Origin of the sequence: Enterobacter sp. CP102 (assembly GCF_025152625.1) — a bacterium.
GTDB classification, from domain to species: domain Bacteria; phylum Pseudomonadota; class Gammaproteobacteria; order Enterobacterales; family Enterobacteriaceae; genus Enterobacter; species Enterobacter soli.
In genome coordinates this window covers 776887-796721 of the sequence record NZ_CP104014.1, presented here as the reverse complement: position 1 = coordinate 796721, position 19835 = coordinate 776887, and the positions used below count along the sequence as shown (strand labels likewise).

Annotated in this window: 17 protein-coding genes; 10 read left to right on the top strand and 7 right to left on the bottom strand. The window is 53.4% G+C overall.

The window, feature by feature from the left end; all coding sequences use genetic code 11:
• Nucleotides 1-12: 12 nt before the first annotated feature.
• Nucleotides 13-2676: a pyruvate dehydrogenase (acetyl-transferring), homodimeric type gene (aceE, locus tag N1249_RS03755; protein WP_217187587.1), complete on the bottom strand. Its 2664-nt coding sequence runs from the start codon at nucleotides 2674-2676 to the stop codon at nucleotides 13-15.
• A gap of 244 nt (nucleotides 2677-2920) precedes the next feature.
• A complete protein-coding gene (gene pdhR, locus N1249_RS03750) occupies nucleotides 2921-3685 on the bottom strand; it encodes a pyruvate dehydrogenase complex transcriptional repressor PdhR (RefSeq protein WP_014068921.1) in 765 nt (254 codons plus the stop codon).
• Nucleotides 3686-4222: 537 nt separating this feature from the next.
• Between pdhR and aroP the strand changes: the two genes are divergently transcribed.
• From aroP to N1249_RS03735, 3 genes are all read left to right on the top strand, one after another.
• The gene (gene aroP, locus N1249_RS03745) at nucleotides 4223-5593 is read left to right on the top strand and encodes an aromatic amino acid transporter AroP (RefSeq protein ID WP_259834700.1); all 1371 of its coding nucleotides are present in this window, start codon (nucleotides 4223-4225) and stop codon (nucleotides 5591-5593) included.
• A gap of 168 nt (nucleotides 5594-5761) precedes the next feature.
• The gene (locus tag N1249_RS03740; protein ID WP_259834697.1) at nucleotides 5762-7159 is read left to right on the top strand and encodes a glycoside-pentoside-hexuronide (GPH):cation symporter; all 1398 of its coding nucleotides are present in this window, start codon (nucleotides 5762-5764) and stop codon (nucleotides 7157-7159) included.
• Between the two features lie 10 nt (nucleotides 7160-7169).
• Nucleotides 7170-8120, top strand: a complete 951-nt coding sequence (locus N1249_RS03735) for a family 43 glycosylhydrolase (protein WP_259834694.1) — start codon at nucleotides 7170-7172, stop codon at nucleotides 8118-8120.
• A gap of 21 nt (nucleotides 8121-8141) precedes the next feature.
• Here N1249_RS03735 and ampE read toward each other — a convergent pair whose 3' ends face one another.
• Together ampE and ampD are read right to left on the bottom strand one after the other, a co-directional pair.
• Nucleotides 8142-8996 carry a beta-lactamase regulator AmpE gene (gene ampE, locus N1249_RS03730; RefSeq protein ID WP_259834692.1) on the bottom strand — a complete coding sequence of 285 codons (855 nt, stop codon included), beginning with the start codon at nucleotides 8994-8996 and terminating at the stop codon, nucleotides 8142-8144.
• Nucleotides 8993-9556 carry a 1,6-anhydro-N-acetylmuramyl-L-alanine amidase AmpD gene (ampD, locus tag N1249_RS03725; protein WP_259834689.1) on the bottom strand — a complete coding sequence of 188 codons (564 nt, stop codon included), beginning with the start codon at nucleotides 9554-9556 and terminating at the stop codon, nucleotides 8993-8995. The genes ampE and ampD overlap by 4 nt, the downstream gene beginning before the upstream one ends.
• An 87-nt stretch (nucleotides 9557-9643) precedes the next feature.
• Between ampD and nadC the strand changes: the two genes are divergently transcribed.
• From nadC to hofC, 4 genes are all read left to right on the top strand, one after another.
• A complete protein-coding gene (gene nadC, locus N1249_RS03720) occupies nucleotides 9644-10537 on the top strand; it encodes a carboxylating nicotinate-nucleotide diphosphorylase (protein ID WP_014068915.1) in 894 nt (297 codons plus the stop codon).
• Nucleotides 10538-10712: 175 nt separating this feature from the next.
• Nucleotides 10713-11150, top strand: a complete 438-nt coding sequence (gene ppdD / locus N1249_RS03715) for a prepilin peptidase-dependent pilin (RefSeq protein WP_259834686.1) — start codon at nucleotides 10713-10715, stop codon at nucleotides 11148-11150.
• Nucleotides 11151-11162: 12 nt separating this feature from the next.
• Nucleotides 11163-12545 carry a type II secretion system protein GspE gene (gene gspE, locus N1249_RS03710; protein WP_259834683.1) on the top strand — a complete coding sequence of 461 codons (1383 nt, stop codon included), beginning with the start codon at nucleotides 11163-11165 and terminating at the stop codon, nucleotides 12543-12545.
• On the top strand, nucleotides 12535-13731 hold the full coding sequence (hofC, locus tag N1249_RS03705; RefSeq protein ID WP_259834682.1) for a protein transport protein HofC: 1197 nt from the start codon (nucleotides 12535-12537) through the stop codon (nucleotides 13729-13731). The genes gspE and hofC overlap by 11 nt, the downstream gene beginning before the upstream one ends.
• Nucleotides 13732-13788: 57 nt before the next feature.
• Here the strand turns inward: hofC and N1249_RS03700 are convergent, their stop codons facing one another.
• A complete protein-coding gene (locus tag N1249_RS03700) occupies nucleotides 13789-14832 on the bottom strand; it encodes a GMP reductase (protein WP_166717886.1) in 1044 nt (347 codons plus the stop codon).
• Nucleotides 14833-15060: 228 nt separating this feature from the next.
• Here N1249_RS03700 and coaE point away from each other — a divergent pair, with 228 nt between their 5' ends.
• From coaE to yacG, 3 genes are read left to right on the top strand one after another with little or no spacing between them, the layout of a single operon-like run.
• Nucleotides 15061-15681, top strand: coding sequence for a dephospho-CoA kinase (gene coaE / locus N1249_RS03695; RefSeq protein ID WP_014068910.1), 621 nt, complete (start codon nucleotides 15061-15063; stop codon nucleotides 15679-15681).
• Nucleotides 15681-16424, top strand: coding sequence for a cell division protein ZapD (gene zapD, locus N1249_RS03690; RefSeq protein ID WP_259834681.1), 744 nt, complete (start codon nucleotides 15681-15683; stop codon nucleotides 16422-16424). Before coaE ends, zapD begins: the two co-directional genes overlap by 1 nt.
• Nucleotides 16425-16433: 9 nt before the next feature.
• The gene (gene yacG / locus N1249_RS03685; RefSeq protein ID WP_006810106.1) at nucleotides 16434-16628 is read left to right on the top strand and encodes a DNA gyrase inhibitor YacG; all 195 of its coding nucleotides are present in this window, start codon (nucleotides 16434-16436) and stop codon (nucleotides 16626-16628) included.
• Nucleotides 16629-16662: 34 nt separating this feature from the next.
• Here the strand turns inward: yacG and mutT are convergent, their stop codons facing one another.
• Complete coding sequence (gene mutT / locus N1249_RS03680; RefSeq protein WP_259834680.1) at nucleotides 16663-17055, bottom strand: 8-oxo-dGTP diphosphatase MutT; 393 nt, start codon at nucleotides 17053-17055, stop codon at nucleotides 16663-16665.
• 58 nt (nucleotides 17056-17113) lie between these two features.
• On the bottom strand, nucleotides 17114-19819 hold the full coding sequence (gene secA, locus N1249_RS03675) for a preprotein translocase subunit SecA (protein ID WP_259834679.1): 2706 nt from the start codon (nucleotides 19817-19819) through the stop codon (nucleotides 17114-17116).
• Between the last annotated feature and the right edge of the window lie 16 nt (nucleotides 19820-19835).

Below are 19835 nucleotides of genomic sequence, written 5' to 3'. Positions count from 1 at the left end.
TTCTTTTACCTCTTACGCCAGACGCGGGTTAACTTTTTCTGCATCGATGTTGAATTTGGTAATTGCATCCGCAACCACTTTCTTATCGATTTCGCCACGTTTAGCCAGTTCGCCCAGTGCTGCTACAACCACGTAAGAAGCATCAACTTCGAAGTGGTGACGCAGGTTTTCGCGGCTGTCAGAACGACCGAAGCCGTCAGTACCCAGTACGCGATAATCATCAGCTGGTACGTAAGTACGAACCTGCTCAGCGAACAGTTTCATATAGTCAGTAGAAGCGACCGCTGGAGCGTCGTTCATCACCTGAGCGATGTACGGAACGCGCGGAGTTTCCATTGGGTGCAGCATGTTCCAGCGCTCACAATCCTGGCCATCACGTGCCAGTTCAGTGAAGGAGGTAACAGAGTACACGTCAGAACCTACACCGTAGTCGTTCGCCAGGATCTGTGCTGCTTCACGTACGTGACGCAGGATAGAACCGGAACCCAGCAGCTGAACTTTGCCTTTGCTACCTGCAACGGTTTCGAGTTTATAGATACCTTTACGGATACCTTCCTCGGCACCTGCTGGCATTGCCGGCATGTGGTAGTTTTCGTTCAGCGTGGTGATGTAGTAGTAAATGTTCTCTTGTGCTTCACCGTACATACGGGTCAGACCGTCGTGCATGATGACAGCCACTTCGTACGCGTAAGACGGGTCGTAAGAGATACAGTTAGGGATAGTCAGAGACTGAATGTGGCTGTGACCATCTTCGTGCTGCAGACCTTCGCCGTTCAGGGTCGTACGACCGGAAGTACCACCTACCAGGAAGCCGCGAGCCTGTTGGTCGCCAGCCTGCCAGCACAGGTCACCGATACGCTGGAAACCGAACATGGAGTAGTAGATGTAGAACGGGATCATTGGCAGGTTGTTGGTGCTGTAAGAGGTCGCAGCAGCCAGCCAGGATGCGCCAGCACCCAGTTCGTTGATACCTTCCTGAAGGATCTGACCTTTTTCGTCTTCTTTGTAGTATGCAACCTGCTCACGGTCCTGCGGGGTGTACTGCTGGCCGTTCGGGCTGTAGATACCGATCTGACGGAACAGACCTTCCATACCGAAAGTACGCGCTTCGTCGGCGATGATTGGAACCAGACGATCTTTGATCGACTTGTTCTTCAGCATCACGTTCAGGGCACGAACGAAAGCGATAGTGGTAGAGATTTCTTTGTTTTGCTCTTCCAGCAGCTGAGAGAAGTCTTCCAGCGCTGGCAGTTCCAGCTTCTCGGTGAAGTTAGGCTGACGAGCTGGCAGGTAGCCTTTCAGCGCCTGACGACGTTCGTGCAGGTACTTGTGCTCTTCAGACCCTTCCGGGAAGGTGATGTAAGACAGGTTTTCTACCTGCTCATCGGTCACTGGAACGTTGAAACGGTCGCGGATATAACGCACGCCGTCCATGTTCATTTTCTTAACCTGGTGAGCGATGTTTTTACCTTCTGCGGTATCACCCATGCCGTAACCTTTGATGGTGTGGGCCAGGATTACAGTCGCTTTACCTTTGGTTTCCTGTGCTTTTTTCAGTGCAGCGTAGACTTTCTTCGGATCGTGACCACCACGGTTCAGGGCCCAGATCTGCTCATCAGTCCAGTCTGCAACCAGTGCTGCGGTTTCAGGATATTTGCCGAAGAAGTGCTCGCGAACGTAGGCACCGTCTTTGGATTTGAAGGTCTGATAATCGCCGTCAACGGTTTCGTTCATCAGCTGGATCAGTTTACCGCTGGTGTCTTTACGCAGCAGCTCATCCCAACGACCGCCCCACATGACTTTAATCACGTTCCAGCCAGCACCGCTGAAGATGCCTTCCAGTTCGTTGATGATCTTGCCGTTACCGGTTACCGGACCATCCAGACGCTGCAGGTTACAGTTGATGATGAAGCACAGGTTGTCCAGTTTCTCACGGGTAGCGATGGTGATCGCACCTTTAGATTCTGGTTCATCCATTTCGCCGTCGCCCAGGAAGGCGTATACGGTTTGCTCAGAAGTATCTTTCAGGCCACGGTGTTCCAGATATTTCAGGAATTTAGCCTGGTAGATCGCACCGATTGGGCCCAGACCCATAGAAACGGTCGGGAACTGCCAGAATTCAGGCATCAGTTTAGGGTGCGGGTAAGAAGACAGACCTTTACCGTGAACTTCCTGACGGAAGTTGTTCATCTGCTCTTCAGTCAGACGACCTTCCAGGAATGCACGTGCATAGATGCCCGGAGAGATGTGGCCCTGGAAGTACACCAGATCGCCGCCGTCTTTCTCGTTAGCTGCACGGAAGAAGTGGTTGAAGCACACTTCGTAAACGGTTGCAGAAGACTGGAAGGAAGCCATGTGGCCGCCCAGTTCCAGATCTTTCTTGGATGCGCGCAGAACGGTCATAATGGCGTTCCAGCGGATTGCAGAACGGATACGACGTTCCAGATCCAGATTGCCCGGGTATTCCGGTTCGTCTTCAACGGCAATCGTGTTTACGTAGTTGTTAGCCCCTGCACCTGAAGCCACTTTCACACCGCCTTTACGGGCTTCAGAAAGCAGCTGATCAATCAGATACTGAGCACGCTCAACACCTTCTTCACGGATGACCGATTCGATCGCCTGTAGCCAGTCGCGAGTTTCGATCGGATCCACGTCATTTTGGAGACGTTCTGACATGGGGGTATTCCTTATCTATCTAATACGTTGATTTGTCTGGAACCTGTCCCATTGCACTTTCCTTTCTTCATATTTCGGGCTGTCTCTTTGTTGGCTGCGCTTCCTCACCCCAGTCACATAGTTAACTATGCTCCTGGGGATTCGCGCGCTTGCCGCCGCGATACACCCCAAACTATTTCGAAAACTAAAAGCGCAATAAGACAGGTTCTGCGTTTAGTTGCCGCGCTCTAAAAAAACCTGGCGCTTAATCCTTTCGTTGCTGTATGCGGCGTAATGAACGTTCGCGACGCGATTGTTCACGGCTGCGGTCCAGCAAGATTTCCTCAATGAAAGCCAGATGTCGGTGCGACGCTTCGCGCGCCTGCTCCGGTTCCCCGGCCATTATCGCCTCGAATACTCGGGTGCGATGGTTGCTGACCAGCGGAAGCATTTCCCGACGGGCATACAACAATTCAAAATTCTGACGAACGTTCTGGGCCAGCATCGGCTCCATGCAGCGAAGCAAGTGTAGCAACACCACGTTATGTGCCGCTTCGGTGACGGCAATTTGATACTGGACGACGGCATCGGACTCGGCGTCTAAGTCGCCGGACTGCTGTGCCCGTTCAATGGCCTGATGCAGTTCGCGGATACGCACGCGATCTTCATCAGTGCTGCGAAGAGCGGCGTAATAGGCCGCAATACCTTCAAGCGCGTGACGGGTCTCAAGCAGGTCAAACTGGGATTCTGGGTGGTCAGAGAGAAGTTCTACCAGCGGATCGCTGAAGCTCTGCCACAGGCTGTTTTGCACAAAGGTTCCGCCTCCCTGGCGACGAAGCAGCAAGCCCTTTGCTTCGAGGCGTTGAATTGCCTCACGCAGCGAGGGACGGGAAACGTCGAACTGTTTTGCCAGCTCGCGTTCAGGCGGGAGTTTTTCACCAGGGCGCAGTGTCCCTTCGAGGATTAAAAACTCCAGCTGCTGCTCAATCACATCGGATAGTTTTGGTTGGCGAATTTTGCTGTAGGCCATATTCCCTGTCTTACGCCTTTTTGCCCGGAGTCAATTGGTCTTACCAATTTCAAGTTCGTATCGCTAAAGTAACAAAGTATTCACCTTCTGTCCATATTGGTTTTGATTGAAATCAGTAAACCCTGCACATTTTAACAACCTTACAGAAATAACGTTTCAGAAATGTAACTTTGCACAAATGAGTTGATTACCCATAAAGAGGCAGTTTTAACCTTAATGAAACGAGGGATTTTGCAATCTGAAGCGATTCAACAACGCAAATAATGAAAATTCGCCCACTTACGGAGCATTTTTATTCTATAGGTTGGGGTAGGAAGGAATTACAGGCCAATTTACAAATGCTTTCTTTTTATTCAACTCGTCATCAGCCCTTCATAAAGCAGGTGCATTCACGGGCGCTTACCACTATTCTGGCGCTTACGGAAGTCATCTCCGCTTTTTTCGGTCTCGTTAACCGTAAAGAATTAAATACAGAAAACGGATGTTCATAATTACACACGCACAGCGTGAACATAACAACCACACACGAGGTTTCAAATGGAAGCTCAACAGCACGGCGATCAGCTAAAGCGCGGCCTTAAAAACCGCCATATTCAGCTCATCGCATTGGGTGGTGCTATCGGTACCGGCCTGTTTCTGGGAAGCGCATCCGTTATCCAGTCTGCCGGCCCTGGCATTATTTTGGGTTACGCAATCGCGGGTTTTATTGCCTTTTTGATCATGCGTCAGTTAGGCGAAATGGTGGTCGAAGAGCCGGTAGCCGGTTCATTTAGCCACTTTGCTTATAAATACTGGGGGAGCTTTGCGGGCTTCGCCTCCGGCTGGAACTACTGGGTGCTGTACGTTCTGGTTGCCATGGCTGAGCTTACCGCCGTTGGTAAGTACATTCAGTTCTGGTACCCGGAGATCCCAACCTGGGCTTCTGCTGCGGCCTTCTTCATCATCATTAACGCCATCAACCTGACCAACGTAAAAGTGTTCGGTGAGATGGAGTTCTGGTTTGCCATCATCAAAGTCATCGCCGTTGTGGCCATGATCATCTTCGGTGGCTGGCTGCTGTTCAGCGGTAACGGCGGCCCGCAGGCGACCGTACGTAACCTGTGGGAACAGGGTGGATTCCTGCCACACGGCATGAGCGGCCTGGTCATGATGATGGCAATCATCATGTTCTCCTTCGGTGGGCTGGAGCTGGTGGGTATCACCGCCGCTGAAGCCGACAACCCGGAGCAGAGCATCCCGAAAGCCACTAATCAGGTTATCTACCGTATTCTGATCTTCTATGTGGGTTCACTGGCCGTGCTGCTCTCCCTGCTGCCGTGGACACGTGTTACCGCAGATACCAGCCCGTTTGTACTGATCTTCCACGAGCTGGGCGATACCTTCGTGGCAAACGCCCTGAATATCGTGGTGCTGACCGCTGCGCTGTCCGTTTACAACAGCTGCGTATACTGCAACAGCCGTATGCTGTTTGGTCTGGCTCAGCAGGGTAACGCCCCGAAAGCACTGCTCAACGTCGACAAGCGCGGCGTACCGGTAAACACCATTATCGTTTCGGCAGTGGTTACCGCGCTGTGCGTGCTGATTAACTACCTGGCCCCGGAATCTGCCTTCGGTCTGCTGATGGCGCTGGTGGTCTCCGCGCTGGTTATCAACTGGGCAATGATCAGCCTGGCGCACATCAAGTTCCGCCGCGCCAAGCAGCAGCAAGGCGTGGCGACTCGCTTCCCGGCCCTGCTCTACCCGCTGGGTAACTGGGTGTGCCTGCTGTTCATGGCGGCGGTGCTGGTTATCATGTTAATCACCCCGGGCATGGCGATTTCTGTGTACCTGATCCCGGTGTGGATTGCGATCCTCGGCGTGGGTTATCTGGTTAAACAGAAAAATGCCAACGCGGTAAAAGCACACTAATCTGCCCTTCCACTCTGCACGCCTTTTTCAGGTGTGCAGAGTGTTGTTACCTTCCTCACAAATTCCCGCCTACAGCAATTTTATCCATATCACCGACCTTATACTGCAACGCAAAAATTCCTTTGCCAGCAAATAATTCTCTCCATACCGAAACCCGGAGAGCAGTCAATGGATAACAACAAACTGTCAGTAAAAGAAAAGATCGGCTATGGGATGGGGGACGCGGGATGCAATATCATCTTTGGCGCCATCATGTTGTTTGTTAACTATTTTTATACGGATATTTTTGGTCTTGCACCTGCGCTAGTCGGCGTATTGCTGCTGTCTGTTCGCGTCATTGATGCCGTAACTGACCCTATCATGGGCGCTATCGCTGACCGTACCCGCAGTAAATATGGTCGGTTTCGTCCATGGCTGTTGTGGATAGCCTTCCCCTATGCGCTGTTCAGTATCCTGATGTTCACCACGCCAGACTGGAGCTATAACAGCAAAGTTATCTATGCCTTTGTCACTTATTTCCTGCTGTCGCTGACCTACACCGCCATCAACATTCCTTACTGCTCGCTGGGTGGCGTGATTACTAACGATCCTAAAGAGCGCGTTGCCTGTCAGTCCTATCGCTTCGTGATGGTTGGTATCGCGACGCTGCTGCTGTCACTCACGTTGCTGCCGATGGCCGACTGGTTCGGTGGGGATAACAAAGCCAAAGGCTACCAGATGGCGATGACCGTGCTGGCGCTGATTGGCACCTGCATGTTCCTGTTTAGCTTCGCGACCGTACGCGAGCGCATCCGCCCGGCAGTACAAACCAATGACGAGCTGAAGAACGATCTTAAAGACGTGTGGAAGAACGACCAGTGGGTACGCATTCTGCTGCTCACGCTCTGCAACGTCTGCCCGGGCTTTATCCGCATGGCCGCCACCATGTATTACGTCACCTGGGTGATGGGCCAAAGCACCCACTTCGCCACCCTGTTTATCAGCCTGGGCGTGGTTGGCATGATGTTCGGCAGTATGCTGGCGAAAGTGTTAACTGACCGCTGGTGTAAGCTGAAAGTCTTCTTCTGGACCAATATCGTGCTGGCGATTTTCTCCTGCGCGTTTTACTTCTTCGATCCGAAAGCGACAACCACCATCGTGGTGCTCTACTTCCTGCTGAATATCCTGCACCAGATCCCTTCCCCGCTGCACTGGTCACTGATGGCCGATGTGGACGATTACGGCGAGTGGAAAACCGGTAAACGCATCACCGGGATCAGCTTCTCCGGCAATATTTTCTTCCTCAAACTGGGGCTGGCGATTGCCGGTGCAATGGTCGGCTTCCTGCTCTCCTGGTACGGTTATGACGCGGGCGCAAAAGCGCAGAGCGCGGAAGCCATTAACGGGATCGTGCTGCTCTTTACCGTCATTCCCGGCATTGGATACTTAATTACCGCGGGCGTAGTACGCCTTCTGAAGGTAGACCGTGAAACGATGAAACGCATTCAGGAAGACCTGGAAAAACGTCGCACCAATTACCGTGAACTGAGCGACTATCAGGAACTGAAAGCCGCAGAGACAAAATAAGGAGAGCCAAATGCATCAGTGGCCAAACCCGTTTATCGAACAACGTGCGGACCCGTACATTTTACGCCATGAGGGGCAGTACTATTTTATCGCCTCCGTGCCGCAGTACGACAGGCTGGCGATCCGCCGCGCAGAGTCGCTGGAAGGCTTACGTAAAGCTGAAGAAGTTGTCGTCTGGCGCAAACCCGACGCCGGCCCAATGAGCGAGCTTATCTGGGCACCGGAGCTGCATCACATTGACGGCAAGTGGTACATCTATTTTGCCGCCACCCATACCCAGGCGCTCGATAAGCTCGGAATGTTCCAGCATCGCATGTTCGCCCTGGAGTGTGCAGACCCGGATCCCCTCACCGGAAAATGGCAGGAAAAGGGGCAGATTAAAAGCCAGTTCGACACCTTTGCGCTGGATGCCACTACGTTTGTGCATCAGGGGAAACGCTGGTATCTGTGGGCGCAAAAAGCCCCGGATATCTCCGGTAACTCCAATCTCTATCTGTGTGAAATGGAGAACCCCTGGACGCTCAAAGGCGAGCCGATAATGCTCAGCAAACCGGAATATGACTGGGAGTGTCGCGGATTTTGGGTCAACGAAGGCCCGGCGGTACTGGTACACAATGACCGGCTGTTTATCAGCTATTCCGCCAGCGCAACTGACGAGAACTACTGCATGGGGCTATTGTGGATCGATATGAACGCCGATCCGCAAAACCCGGCAAACTGGCAGAAGTCGCCACGCCCGGTATTCACCACCAGCTATGAGAATCACCAGTATGGGCCGGGGCACAACAGCTTTACGCAAACGCCGGATGGGGAAGATGTGCTGGTGTATCACGCACGTAACTACACCGAAATTGAAGGCGATCCGCTTTACGATCCCAATCGCCATACCCGCCTGAAGCTTGTCCGCTGGGACAAAAACGGGATGCCTGATTTTGGCATCCCGCCTGCTGATACGCTTTAACCGAAGTGACGGCGCGCTGGCCTAAACCAGCGTGCCGTAAATGGTCAGCAGCGCCACAACCACCACTACAACAAAGGATGCTTTCTTCGCCATCGACACAGCCGCTTTTGGCGTCTCGATCTTGTCGGTATGTGGCTCACGTGCCAGAGAGAACTGCGCCAGACGCGTTAGTACCTGATACTGCGCCGTATGGCGGTCGGCCAGAGAGGCAAACCACGCTGGCAGCGCTTTTTCACCGTGGCCAATCAACGCATACACCACACCCACGAACCGCACCGGGATCCAGTCAAGCACATGCAAAATGGCATCGATCCCGGATTGCAGACGCTCATGCGGGGTGAGGTATCGGGCAAGCCAGGTCTGCCAGGCGCGTAAAAATGCATAGCCCATCAGCAAGACTGGCCCCCACGGGCCGCCCACCACAAACCAGAACAACGGTGCCAGATAAAAGCGGAAGTTAATCCACAGCAGGGCATTTTGCAGCTCACGCAGAAAATCACGCTCATCGCAATCAGGTGGAACACCGTGGATCATGGTGAGCTCGCTCGCCATTGCACTTCGCGCATGGGCATCATCCCGGGATGCCGCCTTCAGATAGGCGTGATAATGCATCCTGACTTTACCCGCGCCGATGCATAAAACACCGAGCAGGATCCACACCACCAGCAGCGGCACATTGAAAAAGAGGCCGTGCAGCGAGCGCAGCAGCAGGAAGGTAATCAACATCACGCCAGCGGTCATCAGCAGCGTACGGAGCAGGGAAAAGTGTTTGATACGGCGGAAGAGGACTTCCAGCCGGTGATCCAGGTGCCAATGTTCACCGAGCTTGAACAGACGTTCCGCAACGATAACCAGCAGCATGGTAAACAGCGTCATGTTATCTCCTTATCTGACGATGCGGTAAGCATGGCGTGAAACCGCGACCAGTCGAATGCCGGGCCGGGGTCCGTTTTCCTTACCGGAGCAATATCACTGTGCCCCGTTATATTATCGACAATCGCAGGATACAACCCGATAAGGGTCTGCGTCACGGCAACCAGTTGCTGATACTGTGCATCGGTATACGGCGTGGTATCAGTGCCTTCAAGCTCAATCCCGATTGAAAAATCATTACAGCGTTCTCGCCCCTGATAAACCGACACCCCCGCGTGCCAGGCGCGCTTATCAAACGGAACATACTGAACAATCTCCCCATCACGACGGATCAGGCAATGCGCCGATACGCGCAGATGAGCAATTTCTGCAAAAAAAGGATGAGCATTGGGATCAATCGTTCCCGTGAATAATGCATCGATCCACGGACCGCCAAACTCACCCGGCGGCAGACTAATATTATGAACCACCAGCAGTGAAGGCTGTTCATCCTCCGGGCGGCAATCGTGGTGCGGCGAGGGCACATGCCGCGCATCCACCAGCCATCCGTTCTCTAACAACATGCTGGAACTCCTTCTGTATGGTGCTATTACTCGGTTCAGAGTAGCATGTTTCAATATTATGATTCGTTACCAATTTGGAGTTTTATCATGCCGCCTCGCCGCTACAACCCCGACCACCGACGTGACGCGCTTCTGGAACGTATTAACATGGATATTCCGGCAAGCGTTGCCCATGCTTTGAAAGAAGACCTGGGCGGCGACGTCAATGCCGACAACGATATTACCGCGCAATTATTGCCAAAAGAGACACGCTCCCACGCCGTCATCATTACCCGTGAAGATGGCGTATTTTGCGGAAAACGCTGGGTTGAAGAGGTCTTTACCCAGCTCGCGGGTGACGATGTTCAGGTCACCTGGCATGTTGAAGATGGCGACACTATCAGCGCAAATCAGCCGCTGTTTGAGCTGGATGGCCCTTCCCGCGTGCTGCTGACCGGTGAACGTACCGCACTGAACTTTGTACAGACGCTGTCAGGCGTTGCCAGTGAAGTGCGCCGCTACACCGACCTGCTGGCAGGCACACGTACCCAGTTGCTGGATACCCGTAAAACGCTGCCAGGCCTGCGTACCGCCCTGAAATATGCGGTGTTGTGTGGCGGTGGCGCAAACCACCGTCTGGGTTTATCCGACGCCTTCCTGATCAAAGAGAACCACATTATTGCTTCTGGCTCAGTACGTCAGGCGGTAGAGAAAGCCTTCTGGCTGCACCCGGACGTACCGGTAGAAGTGGAAGTGGAAAACCTCGACGAGCTGGATGAAGCCATCAAGGCCGGGGCCGATATCATCATGCTGGATAACTTCGAAACCGACCAGATGCGCGAAGCGGTAAAACGCACTGACGGCAAGGCGCAGCTTGAGGTATCCGGCAACGTGACGTTTGAGACAATCCGCGAATTCGCTGAAACGGGTGTCGATTTCATCTCCGTTGGCGCGCTGACCAAACACATCCGCGCACTCGACCTCTCAATGCGCTTTAAGTAATACCACGTTCCCCTCTCCGCCCGGAGAGGGGAAATACGAAGCTGCTCGCAACTTTGTTGTCCCGCACCGCAACCCCGCATTAATTCGCGGAAAGCGCCTCCACACTTCATTTTTTACCACTCGTCTGTGCTCCCCCACGCTGCCACAGTAGCGCCACTTTTTCTAAGGAGCAGATATGAACAGACAACAAGGCTTCACGCTGATTGAGTTAATGGTGGTCATCGGCATTATTGCCATCTTAAGTGCGATCGGCGTACCCGCTTACCAGAACTACCTTCGAAAAGCCGCACTCACCGACATGCTGCAAACCTTTATCCCGTACCGCACCGCCGTTGAGCTTTGCGCCCTGGAACACGGCGGCGTAGACAGCTGCGATGGGGGAAGTAATGGCATCCCCTCGCCTGTTACTTCTCGCTATGTATCCGGCATGAGCGTGACAAAAGGCGCGATTACCCTCACCGGGCAAGAGAGCCTGAACGGTCTTGAGGTCAGCATGACGCCGGTCTGGGACAACACCAACGGCATGACCGGCTGGACACGCACATGCAGCATCGCGAACGATAGCGCGCTTAAGCAAGCCTGCGAAGACGTCTTTCGCTTCAACAGTAATTAACCGGAGCGGCCGATGAATACAGAACAACTTATGGCGCTCTGTCAGCGCCACAATGCACAGTTGCTCACAAGCGATGCGAGTATGGTCAACATCGCGGTGGTGGGTACGCCTGCCGCAGAGCTAATGGAGGCCTTACATTTCGCGACGCAAAAGCGCATTGATATCGAATGCTGGACCAGCGAGCGCATGGAAAAATACCGGCAGCTGGCATCGCAATCACATCTGCCTGTGGCATCAACGGCCCAATCCGCGGTGGATATTCTCAACCACACGCTGTTGCAGGCCATGCGTCAACGGGCATCTGATATCCACATTGAGCCGTCGGAACACGCTTGCCATATTCGCCTGCGTATCGATGGGGTACTCAATCCGCACACCACCCTCAACGCCGGGCTGGCAACCTCGCTCACCGCACGGCTAAAAGTGCTGGGTAATCTGGATATTGCGGAACGACGCTTGCCCCAGGATGGCCAGTTTACGGTCGAACTGGCAAACGAACCGGTCTCGTTTCGCATCGCCACCCTGCCCTGTAGCGGCGGGGAGAAAATCGTTCTGCGTCTGCTACAGCAGGAACAGCAGACGCTGGATATTGCGCAACTGGGCATGAGTGCAGATCAGCAGGCCCGATTTACCGAAATGCTGCGCCAGCCACAAGGGTTGATCCTGGTTACCGGGCCTACGGGGAGTGGGAAAACCGTCACCCTCTACAGCGCCTTGCAGGCGCGTAACACGCCGGATGTGAACATTTGCAGCGTAGAAGATCCTATCGAGATCCCGCTCGCTGGGCTCAATCAGACCCAAATTAACCCGCGTTCCGGGCTCACCTTTCAAAGCGTAATACGCGCCCTGTTACGCCAGGATCCTGACATCATCATGGTGGGTGAAATTCGTGATGGCGAAACAGCAGAAATTGCCATCAATGCCGCGCAGACCGGGCATCTGGTACTCTCCACGCTTCATACCAATTCTACGGCAGAAACGCTGATCCGTTTGCAGCAAATGGGTGTCGCTCGCTGGATGATCTCTTCTGCACTCTCTCTGGTCATAGCACAGCGTCTGGTTCGCCGCTTGTGCCCCCATTGCCGACAGCAGGGGCAGACCAAAGCCGTATTGCCTCACACACTTTGGCCACGAGAGCTTCCTCAGTGGCGGCCAGCCGGATGCGATCGTTGTTATCACGGCTTTTATGGCCGGATTGCCCTGTTTGAAGTTCTGACCATCGACAACGACCTCCGTCAGGCCATTTCCAGTGGCGCCGCAATTGAGGTTATCGAAGCAAGCGCCCGGCAGACCGGGATGACCAGCCTGTTCGAACATGGCTGTATGGCGGTAGAGCAAGGGCTAACCACCGTGGAAGAGCTGGTGCGCGTGCTGGGAATGCCCAATGGCAACTAATCAGCTCTGGCGCTGGCGGGCGCTTACGGATGAGGGCGAGTTACAAAACGGGGTGATGTGGGCCATCAACCGTGAAGCCGCATTCACAGCATTAATGCGAAAAGCACTGCATCCTTTGGCGCTGGTACGCTGTTCGCAGCGTCTTCGGTGGCAGTCCCACCACTGCTACGACGTTTTTCGGCAGCTCGCGACGCTTCTGAAGGCAGGGCTTACGCTGTCTCACAGTCTCGGGATGCTGGCGCAACAGCACCCGGTCGTTCAGTGGCAGGCACTGTTGCAAAGTCTGGCTGACGATCTCAGCGAGGGTTGTGCCTTGTCTGCGGCATTAAAAAAATGGCCAGAGGTATTCAGCCCGCTCTACGTTTCAATGGTGAAAACAGGTGAGCTCACGGGCAAACTGGAAGAGTGCTGTCGCCAGCTTGCGCAACAACAAAAATCGCAGCAGCTGCTTAATGCTAAGGTGAAAAAAGCGCTGCGCTACCCGATGATAATCCTGACGCTGGCCATTGCCGTTGTACTGGCAATGGTCACGCTGGTTTTGCCCGAATTCGCGGCCATCTACCGAACATTTAATACCCCTCTGCCGCTGTTAACGCAGATGGTCATGGGGCTGGCTGTGTTCATTCAGGAATGGGCAATAATTCTGGCCGCATTAGTGCTCATTCCACCCTTTGCTATTTACCGTCTTCGGCGCCATGCGCGATGGCAGCGAGTGAGTCAGCGGATAGTGCTGAATTTACCCGTTATGGGTGCACTGGCCAGGGGGCAAAAACTGGGGCAGATATTTACCGTACTGGCACTCACTCAGCACGCTGGGATCGCCTTTTTACAGGGTCTGGAAAGCGCGGAAGAAACCGTGGAAAACCCCTTCTGGCGGGATGTGATCCAGGGGATGCGGGAGAAAATCGAACAGGGAGCGCCGGTCTGGTCAGCATTTCACCATGCCGCAGTCTTTACACCACTCTGTATTCAACTGATACGCACCGGGGAAGTTTCCGGGGCTCTTGATATCATGCTGGAGAATCTTGCTCATCACCACACAGAGCATACGTTCCAGCAAGCAGACAACATGGCGGCGCTGCTGGAGCCAATACTGTTGATTGTGACGGGAGCCATTATCGGTACGCTGGTGGTTGCAATGTACTTGCCGATTTTCCATCTGGGGGATGCGATGAGTGCGGGTTAGTGCTGAGGTTAGTGCTGAGGTTAGTGCTGGCGCACGGAGATGCGCCAGCATGAGCCATTACAGGCTATTGAATACGCGGTTTTCCTGCTCCTGAACGCGGATAAACGTAGTACGTTTCGTCAGCTCTTTCAGGCGAGATGCCCCAACGTAGGTGCAAGCAGAACGCAGGCCACCGAGGATATCCAGCGCGGTAAGATCCACCGGGCCGCGCAGTGGCAGCTTCACGGTTTTACCTTCTGCCGCACGATATTTTGCCACGCCACCCACATGACGGGTCATCGCGGATTCAGAGCTCATACCGTAGAACAGCATAAATTTCTCGCCGTTCTCTTCAACCACCGTACCGCCACTCTCTTCGTGACCCGCCAGCATTCCGCCGAGCATCACGAAATCGGCACCGCCACCAAATGCTTTAGCCACATCGCCCGGCATGGTGCAACCGCCGTCGCTGATAATCTGGCCGCCAAGACCGTGGGCGGCATCAGCACACTCAATCACCGCAGAAAGTTGCGGGTAGCCCACGCCGGTTTTCACACGCGTGGTACACACGGAACCCGGGCCAATGCCGACTTTCACGATATCCGCGCCGGAGAGGATCAGCTCTTCACACATTTCGCCGGTCACAACGTTACCCGCGATAATGGTTTTGGTCGGCCAGGCTTCACGCGCTTTGCTGACGAACTGCACGAAGTGCTCGGAGTAACCATTCGCGACATCAATACAAACGAAATTCAGCGCCGGGTTAGCCGCGAGGATCTGTTTGGTCTTTTCAAAATCCGCATCGGATGTACCGGTAGACACCATGACATGTTTAACAACATCGTCAGACGAGGACGCCACAAAGGCATTCCACTCTTCAGGGCTGTAGTGCTTATGCACAGCGGTGAGGACATCAAATTTTGCCAGTGCCGTTGCCATTGCGAAGGTACCCACAGTGTCCATGTTGGCAGCGATGATTGGCACACCAGACCAGGTCTGACCGGAATGTTTAAAGGTGAAGTGACGTTCGAGTTCAACGTCTGAGCGACTTTTCAGTGTAGAGCGTTTAGGGCGGATAAGAACGTCTTTGAAACCTAACTTCAGATCTTCTTCGATACGCATGTGCGGATTCCTGGGGTTAGAGGCAAATATGTTAAAAGCACAACTCCAGTGACGCTATCATACGCACTAATACCTGCTCCGCAAGACTGCGAAATTCTCTTTTTTTACGCTACAATCCTATAAATTTACCTGGTAGAAAGCAGGTAAAGAGAGTTAACCATTCGCTGCTCTAAGTTTGATTTTTAAGCAACTGATTTTAATAATGAATAATTCCCAGGATTTGATTTAATGGGGTACATCGTCGCGTTAACCGGCGGCATCGGTAGTGGCAAAAGCACCGTTGCAGACGCTTTTTCTCGTCTGGGCATCCCGATTATTGATGCCGATATTATTGCCCGTCAGGTGGTAGAACCCAATACACCCGCATTAAAGGCCATCGAAGCGCATTTCGGGCGTGAAGTCATCAATGCTGATGGCACGCTCAATCGCCGCCAGCTTCGCGAGTGCATTTTTTCTGATTCTTCAGAAAAAGCCTGGCTTAATGCCCTGCTCCACCCCATTATCCACCAGGAAACCCAGCGTCAGATTGCTGAAGCCCGCTCACCCTACGTACTGTGGGTTGTGCCTCTGTTGGTGGAAAATCAGCTTCACAAAAAAGCCGACCGGGTTCTGGTTATCGATGTTTCCCCCGAAACGCAGATCGAGCGAACAATGACGCGCGACCATGTCTCGCGTGAACATGCTGAACAAATTCTTGCTGCTCAGGTCACGCGTGAAGCGCGCCTTGCTGTTGCGGATGATGTTATTGATAATAACGGCGCACCAGATGCTCTTGCATCGGATGTTGCCCGTCTGCACGCGCAGTATCTGACGTTCGCGGCGCAGGCCGTTGCACAGGAAAAACCATAATGTCTACTCATATCCTTTTTGAGCACCCGCTTAACGAAAAAATGCGCACCTGGCTGCGTATCGAGTTTTTAGTTCAACAGCTTTCACACCATCTGCCTGTTAACGATCACGCCACTGCGCTGCATTTTTTCCGCAATGTTGGCGATCTGCTGGATGTCATTGAACGCGGTGATGTTCGCACCGAGTTATTAAAAGAGCTTGAGCGCCAGCAGCGTAAATTACAGGCCTGGGCTGAAGTGCCGGGCGTTGATCAGAATCGTATTGATTCGCTTCGCCAGCAACTGAAAACCAGCAGCAGTGTGCTGATGGCCGCGCCCCGCGTGGGGCAATTCTTGCGTGAAGATCGGCTTATCGGTCTGGTCCGTCAGCGCCTGAGCATTCCTGGCGGCTGTTGCAGCTTTGACCTGCCGACACTCCATATGTGGCTACACATGCCGCAAAACCAGCGTGATGCGCAGGTGAATAGCTGGCTGGCAAGCCTGGAGCCAATGAACCAGACGTTATCACTCATTCTCGACCTGGTACGTAATTCAGCGCCTTTCCGCAAGCAAACCAGCCTGAACGGTTTTTATCAGGATAACGGTGATGATGCCGACCTGCTGCGCCTGAATTTGTCCCTGAGCGATCAGCTTTACCCGCAAATCTCCGGCCATAAAAGCCGTTTTGCGATTAGATTTATGCCTCTGGACAGCGAAAATGGCCTCGTGCCTGAACGCCTCGATTTTGAGCTGGCCTGCTGTTAAGGAGTATTGATGTCTGACGTAACAACCGTAAGCTGCCCGACCTGTGGGAAAACCGTAGTCTGGGGCGAAGTGAGTCCATTTCGCCCGTTCTGCTGCAAACGCTGCCAGCTTATTGACCTTGGCGAATGGGCGGCGGAAGAGAAACGCATTCCAAGCGAAGGCGATCTCTCTGACAGCGATGACTGGAGCGAAAACCAGCAGTAATCTGAAAAGCCTGCTGGCGCTTCGCTTAGCAGGCCTACTGGTTGCCCGTTAGCCGGGATATGACGGGCGCATTTGCCGGAGGAAATTTTTCGGCATCACTCGCGTGAAGCGAAACCCAGCCACCCGGTTGGCCTTCTTTTCCCCAGGGTTCTCCTTCCCAGTTTTCGACAAGCCAGAACCACAATGTGATGTGGCGGTCAGGAAACTGGTATTCGAGCTTATCGAAAAGTGTTGCCCCAACGGGTGTGATCCCCACCTCTTCCTGAAGCTCACGAATCAGCGCCTGTTCCGGCGTTTCACCTGACTCGATTTTCCCCCCCGGAAATTCCCACTTATTCGCCATATGAGCATCGGCTGCCCGCTGGGTAATGAAGATTTGGTTTTGTGGGTTGCGAATGATCCCGACGGCAATTTGCAGTGTTTTCATAGTGTGACTTCCATAAAAAAGGCGCAGATTTCTGCGCCTTTTAGATTATGTTACGTTCTTAGCTCAGACGGCCGTGGCACGCCTTGTATTTTTTACCGGAACCGCATGGGCACGGATCGTTACGCCCAACTTTACGGTCACCGGTTTGCGCCGCGATAGCCGCAGCCGCTTCGCTGTCGTCTGTCTGGTGACTCAGCTGTTGCATCTGCGCCAGGCGCTCCGCTTCTTCACGACGCTGCTGCTCCATCGCTTCTACTTCTTCCGGCATCCGCACCTGAACCTTGCTCAGGGTGCTGATCACCTCATATTTCAGTGACTCCAGCATGGAAGCAAACATGGAGAAGGATTCACGTTTGTATTCCTGCTTCGGATCCTTCTGCGCATAGCCACGCAGGTGGATACCCTGACGCAGGTAATCCATCGCCGCCAGGTGCTCTTTCCACAGGGAGTCCAGCGTTTGCAGCATTACGCCTTTCTCAAAGTGACGCATCATCTCAGCGCCAACCACTTCTTCTTTACGCTTGTAAACTTCCAGCGCGGTTTCGAAAATACGTTCGCGCAGGGTTTCTTCATGCAGTTCCGGCTCTTTGTCCAGCCACTCTTTGATTGGCAGTTCAAGGTCGAAGTCGTTTTTCAGACGTTCCTGCAAGCCTTCGATATCCCACATTTCTTCCAGAGACTGCGGTGGAATGTGGCCATCGATGGTCGCTTTGAACACATCTTCACGGATGCTGTTGATGGTTTCGCTCACGTCGGACACGTCCAGCAGTTCGTTACGCTGGGTGTAGATGGCGCGACGCTGATCGTTAGCCACGTCATCATATTCCAGCAGCTGCTTACGAATATCGAAGTTACGGCTTTCAACTTTGCGCTGAGCGTTAGCAATCGCTTTAGTGACCCACGGGTGTTCAATGGCTTCGCCTGGCTTCATGCCCAGTTTACGCATCATGCCGGATACGCGGTCAGATGCGAAAATGCGCATCAGCGCATCTTCCATAGACAGGTAGAAGCGGGAAGAACCAGCATCACCCTGACGGCCCGCACGGCCACGCAGCTGGTTATCGATACGACGAGATTCGTGACGTTCAGTACCAATGATGTGTAAACCACCGGAAGCCAGCACCGCATCGTGACGCACCTGCCAGTCCGCCTTGATTTGAGCAATCTGTTCTGGCGTTGGGTCTTCCAGCTCAGCAACTTCTGCCTGCCAGCTACCACCGAGCATAATATCGGTACCACGACCCGCCATGTTGGTGGCGATGGTCACCGCCGCCGGGTAACCCGCTTGCGCAACGATATCTGCTTCTTTGGCGTGGAACTTGGCGTTCAGTACGTTGTGTTTAATGCCCGCTTTGGTCAGTTCATTAGAGACCACTTCGGATTTCTCGATGGAAATGGTACCCACCAGAACCGGCTGACCAGCCGCGGTACGATCGCGAATGTCTTCAATGATCGCCTGGATTTTTTCCGCTTCAGTCATGTAAACCAGATCCGGCATATCCTTACGGATCATCGGACGGTTGGTTGGCACAACCACGGTATCCAGCTTGTAGATGGAGCTGAATTCAAACGCTTCGGTATCTGCGGTACCGGTCATCCCTGCCAGCTTCTCGTACAGACGGAAGTAGTTCTGGAAGGTAATGGATGCCAGCGTCTGGTTTTCATTTTGAATATCCACACCTTCTTTGGCTTCAACAGCCTGGTGCAGACCATCGGACCAGCGACGCCCCTGCATGGTACGACCGGTGTGTTCGTCAACGATAATGACTTCACCGTCTTTTACGATGTAGTCCACGTCGCGGGTAAACAGCGCATGAGCGCGCAGTGCCGCAGTTACGTGGTGCATCAGCATAATATTGCTCGGGGAGTACAGTGACTCGCCCTCGTCCATGATGCCCTGAGCAACCAGCAGCTCTTCAATTTTCACCAGGCCGCGTTCCGTCAGGTTAACCTGACGCGCTTTTTCATCCACGGAGAAGTGGCCTTCGCCCTGGAAAGTATCGGAGTCTTCTTTTTCCTGGCGCAGCAGGTGTGGAATGATCTTGTCGACTTTACGGTACATCTCGGAGCTGTCTTCAGCCGGGCCAGAGATGATAAGCGGAGTACGCGCTTCATCGATCAGAATGGAGTCCACCTCATCCACCAGCGCATAGTGCAGTTTACGCTGTACACGCTCTTCAGGGCTGAACGCCATGTTGTCACGCAGGTAGTCGAAGCCGTATTCGTTGTTGGTACCGTAGGTGATGTCTGCGTTATACGCATCACGCTTGGCCGGTGCTGGCAAGCCGGACATGTTGATGCCGACGGTCATACCAAGGAATTCAAACAGTGGACGGTTGTTTTCGGCGTCACGCTGCGCCAGATAGTCGTTGACGGTAACAACGTGAACACCTTTGCCAGACAACGCGTTCAGGTAAGCAGGCAAGGTTGCAGTCAGGGTTTTACCTTCACCGGTACGCATTTCCGCGATGCAGCGTTCGTTCAGAACCATACCACCCAGCAGCTGAACGTCGAAGTGGCGCATTCCAAACACACGCTTACTTGCTTCACGGACAACAGCAAAGGCTTCCGGGATCAGGCTTTCTAAGGATTCACCCTTTTCCAGACGCGCACGGAATTCCCCGGTTTTGGCTTTCAGCTCATCATCAGAGAGCTTTTCCATCGCCGGTTCCATACCGTTGATAACGGTGACAGCTTTGCGCATACGGCGCAGGGTACGATCGTTACGACTACCGAAAACTTTGGTTAATAATTTGATTAGCATAATAAATTCTCAAACG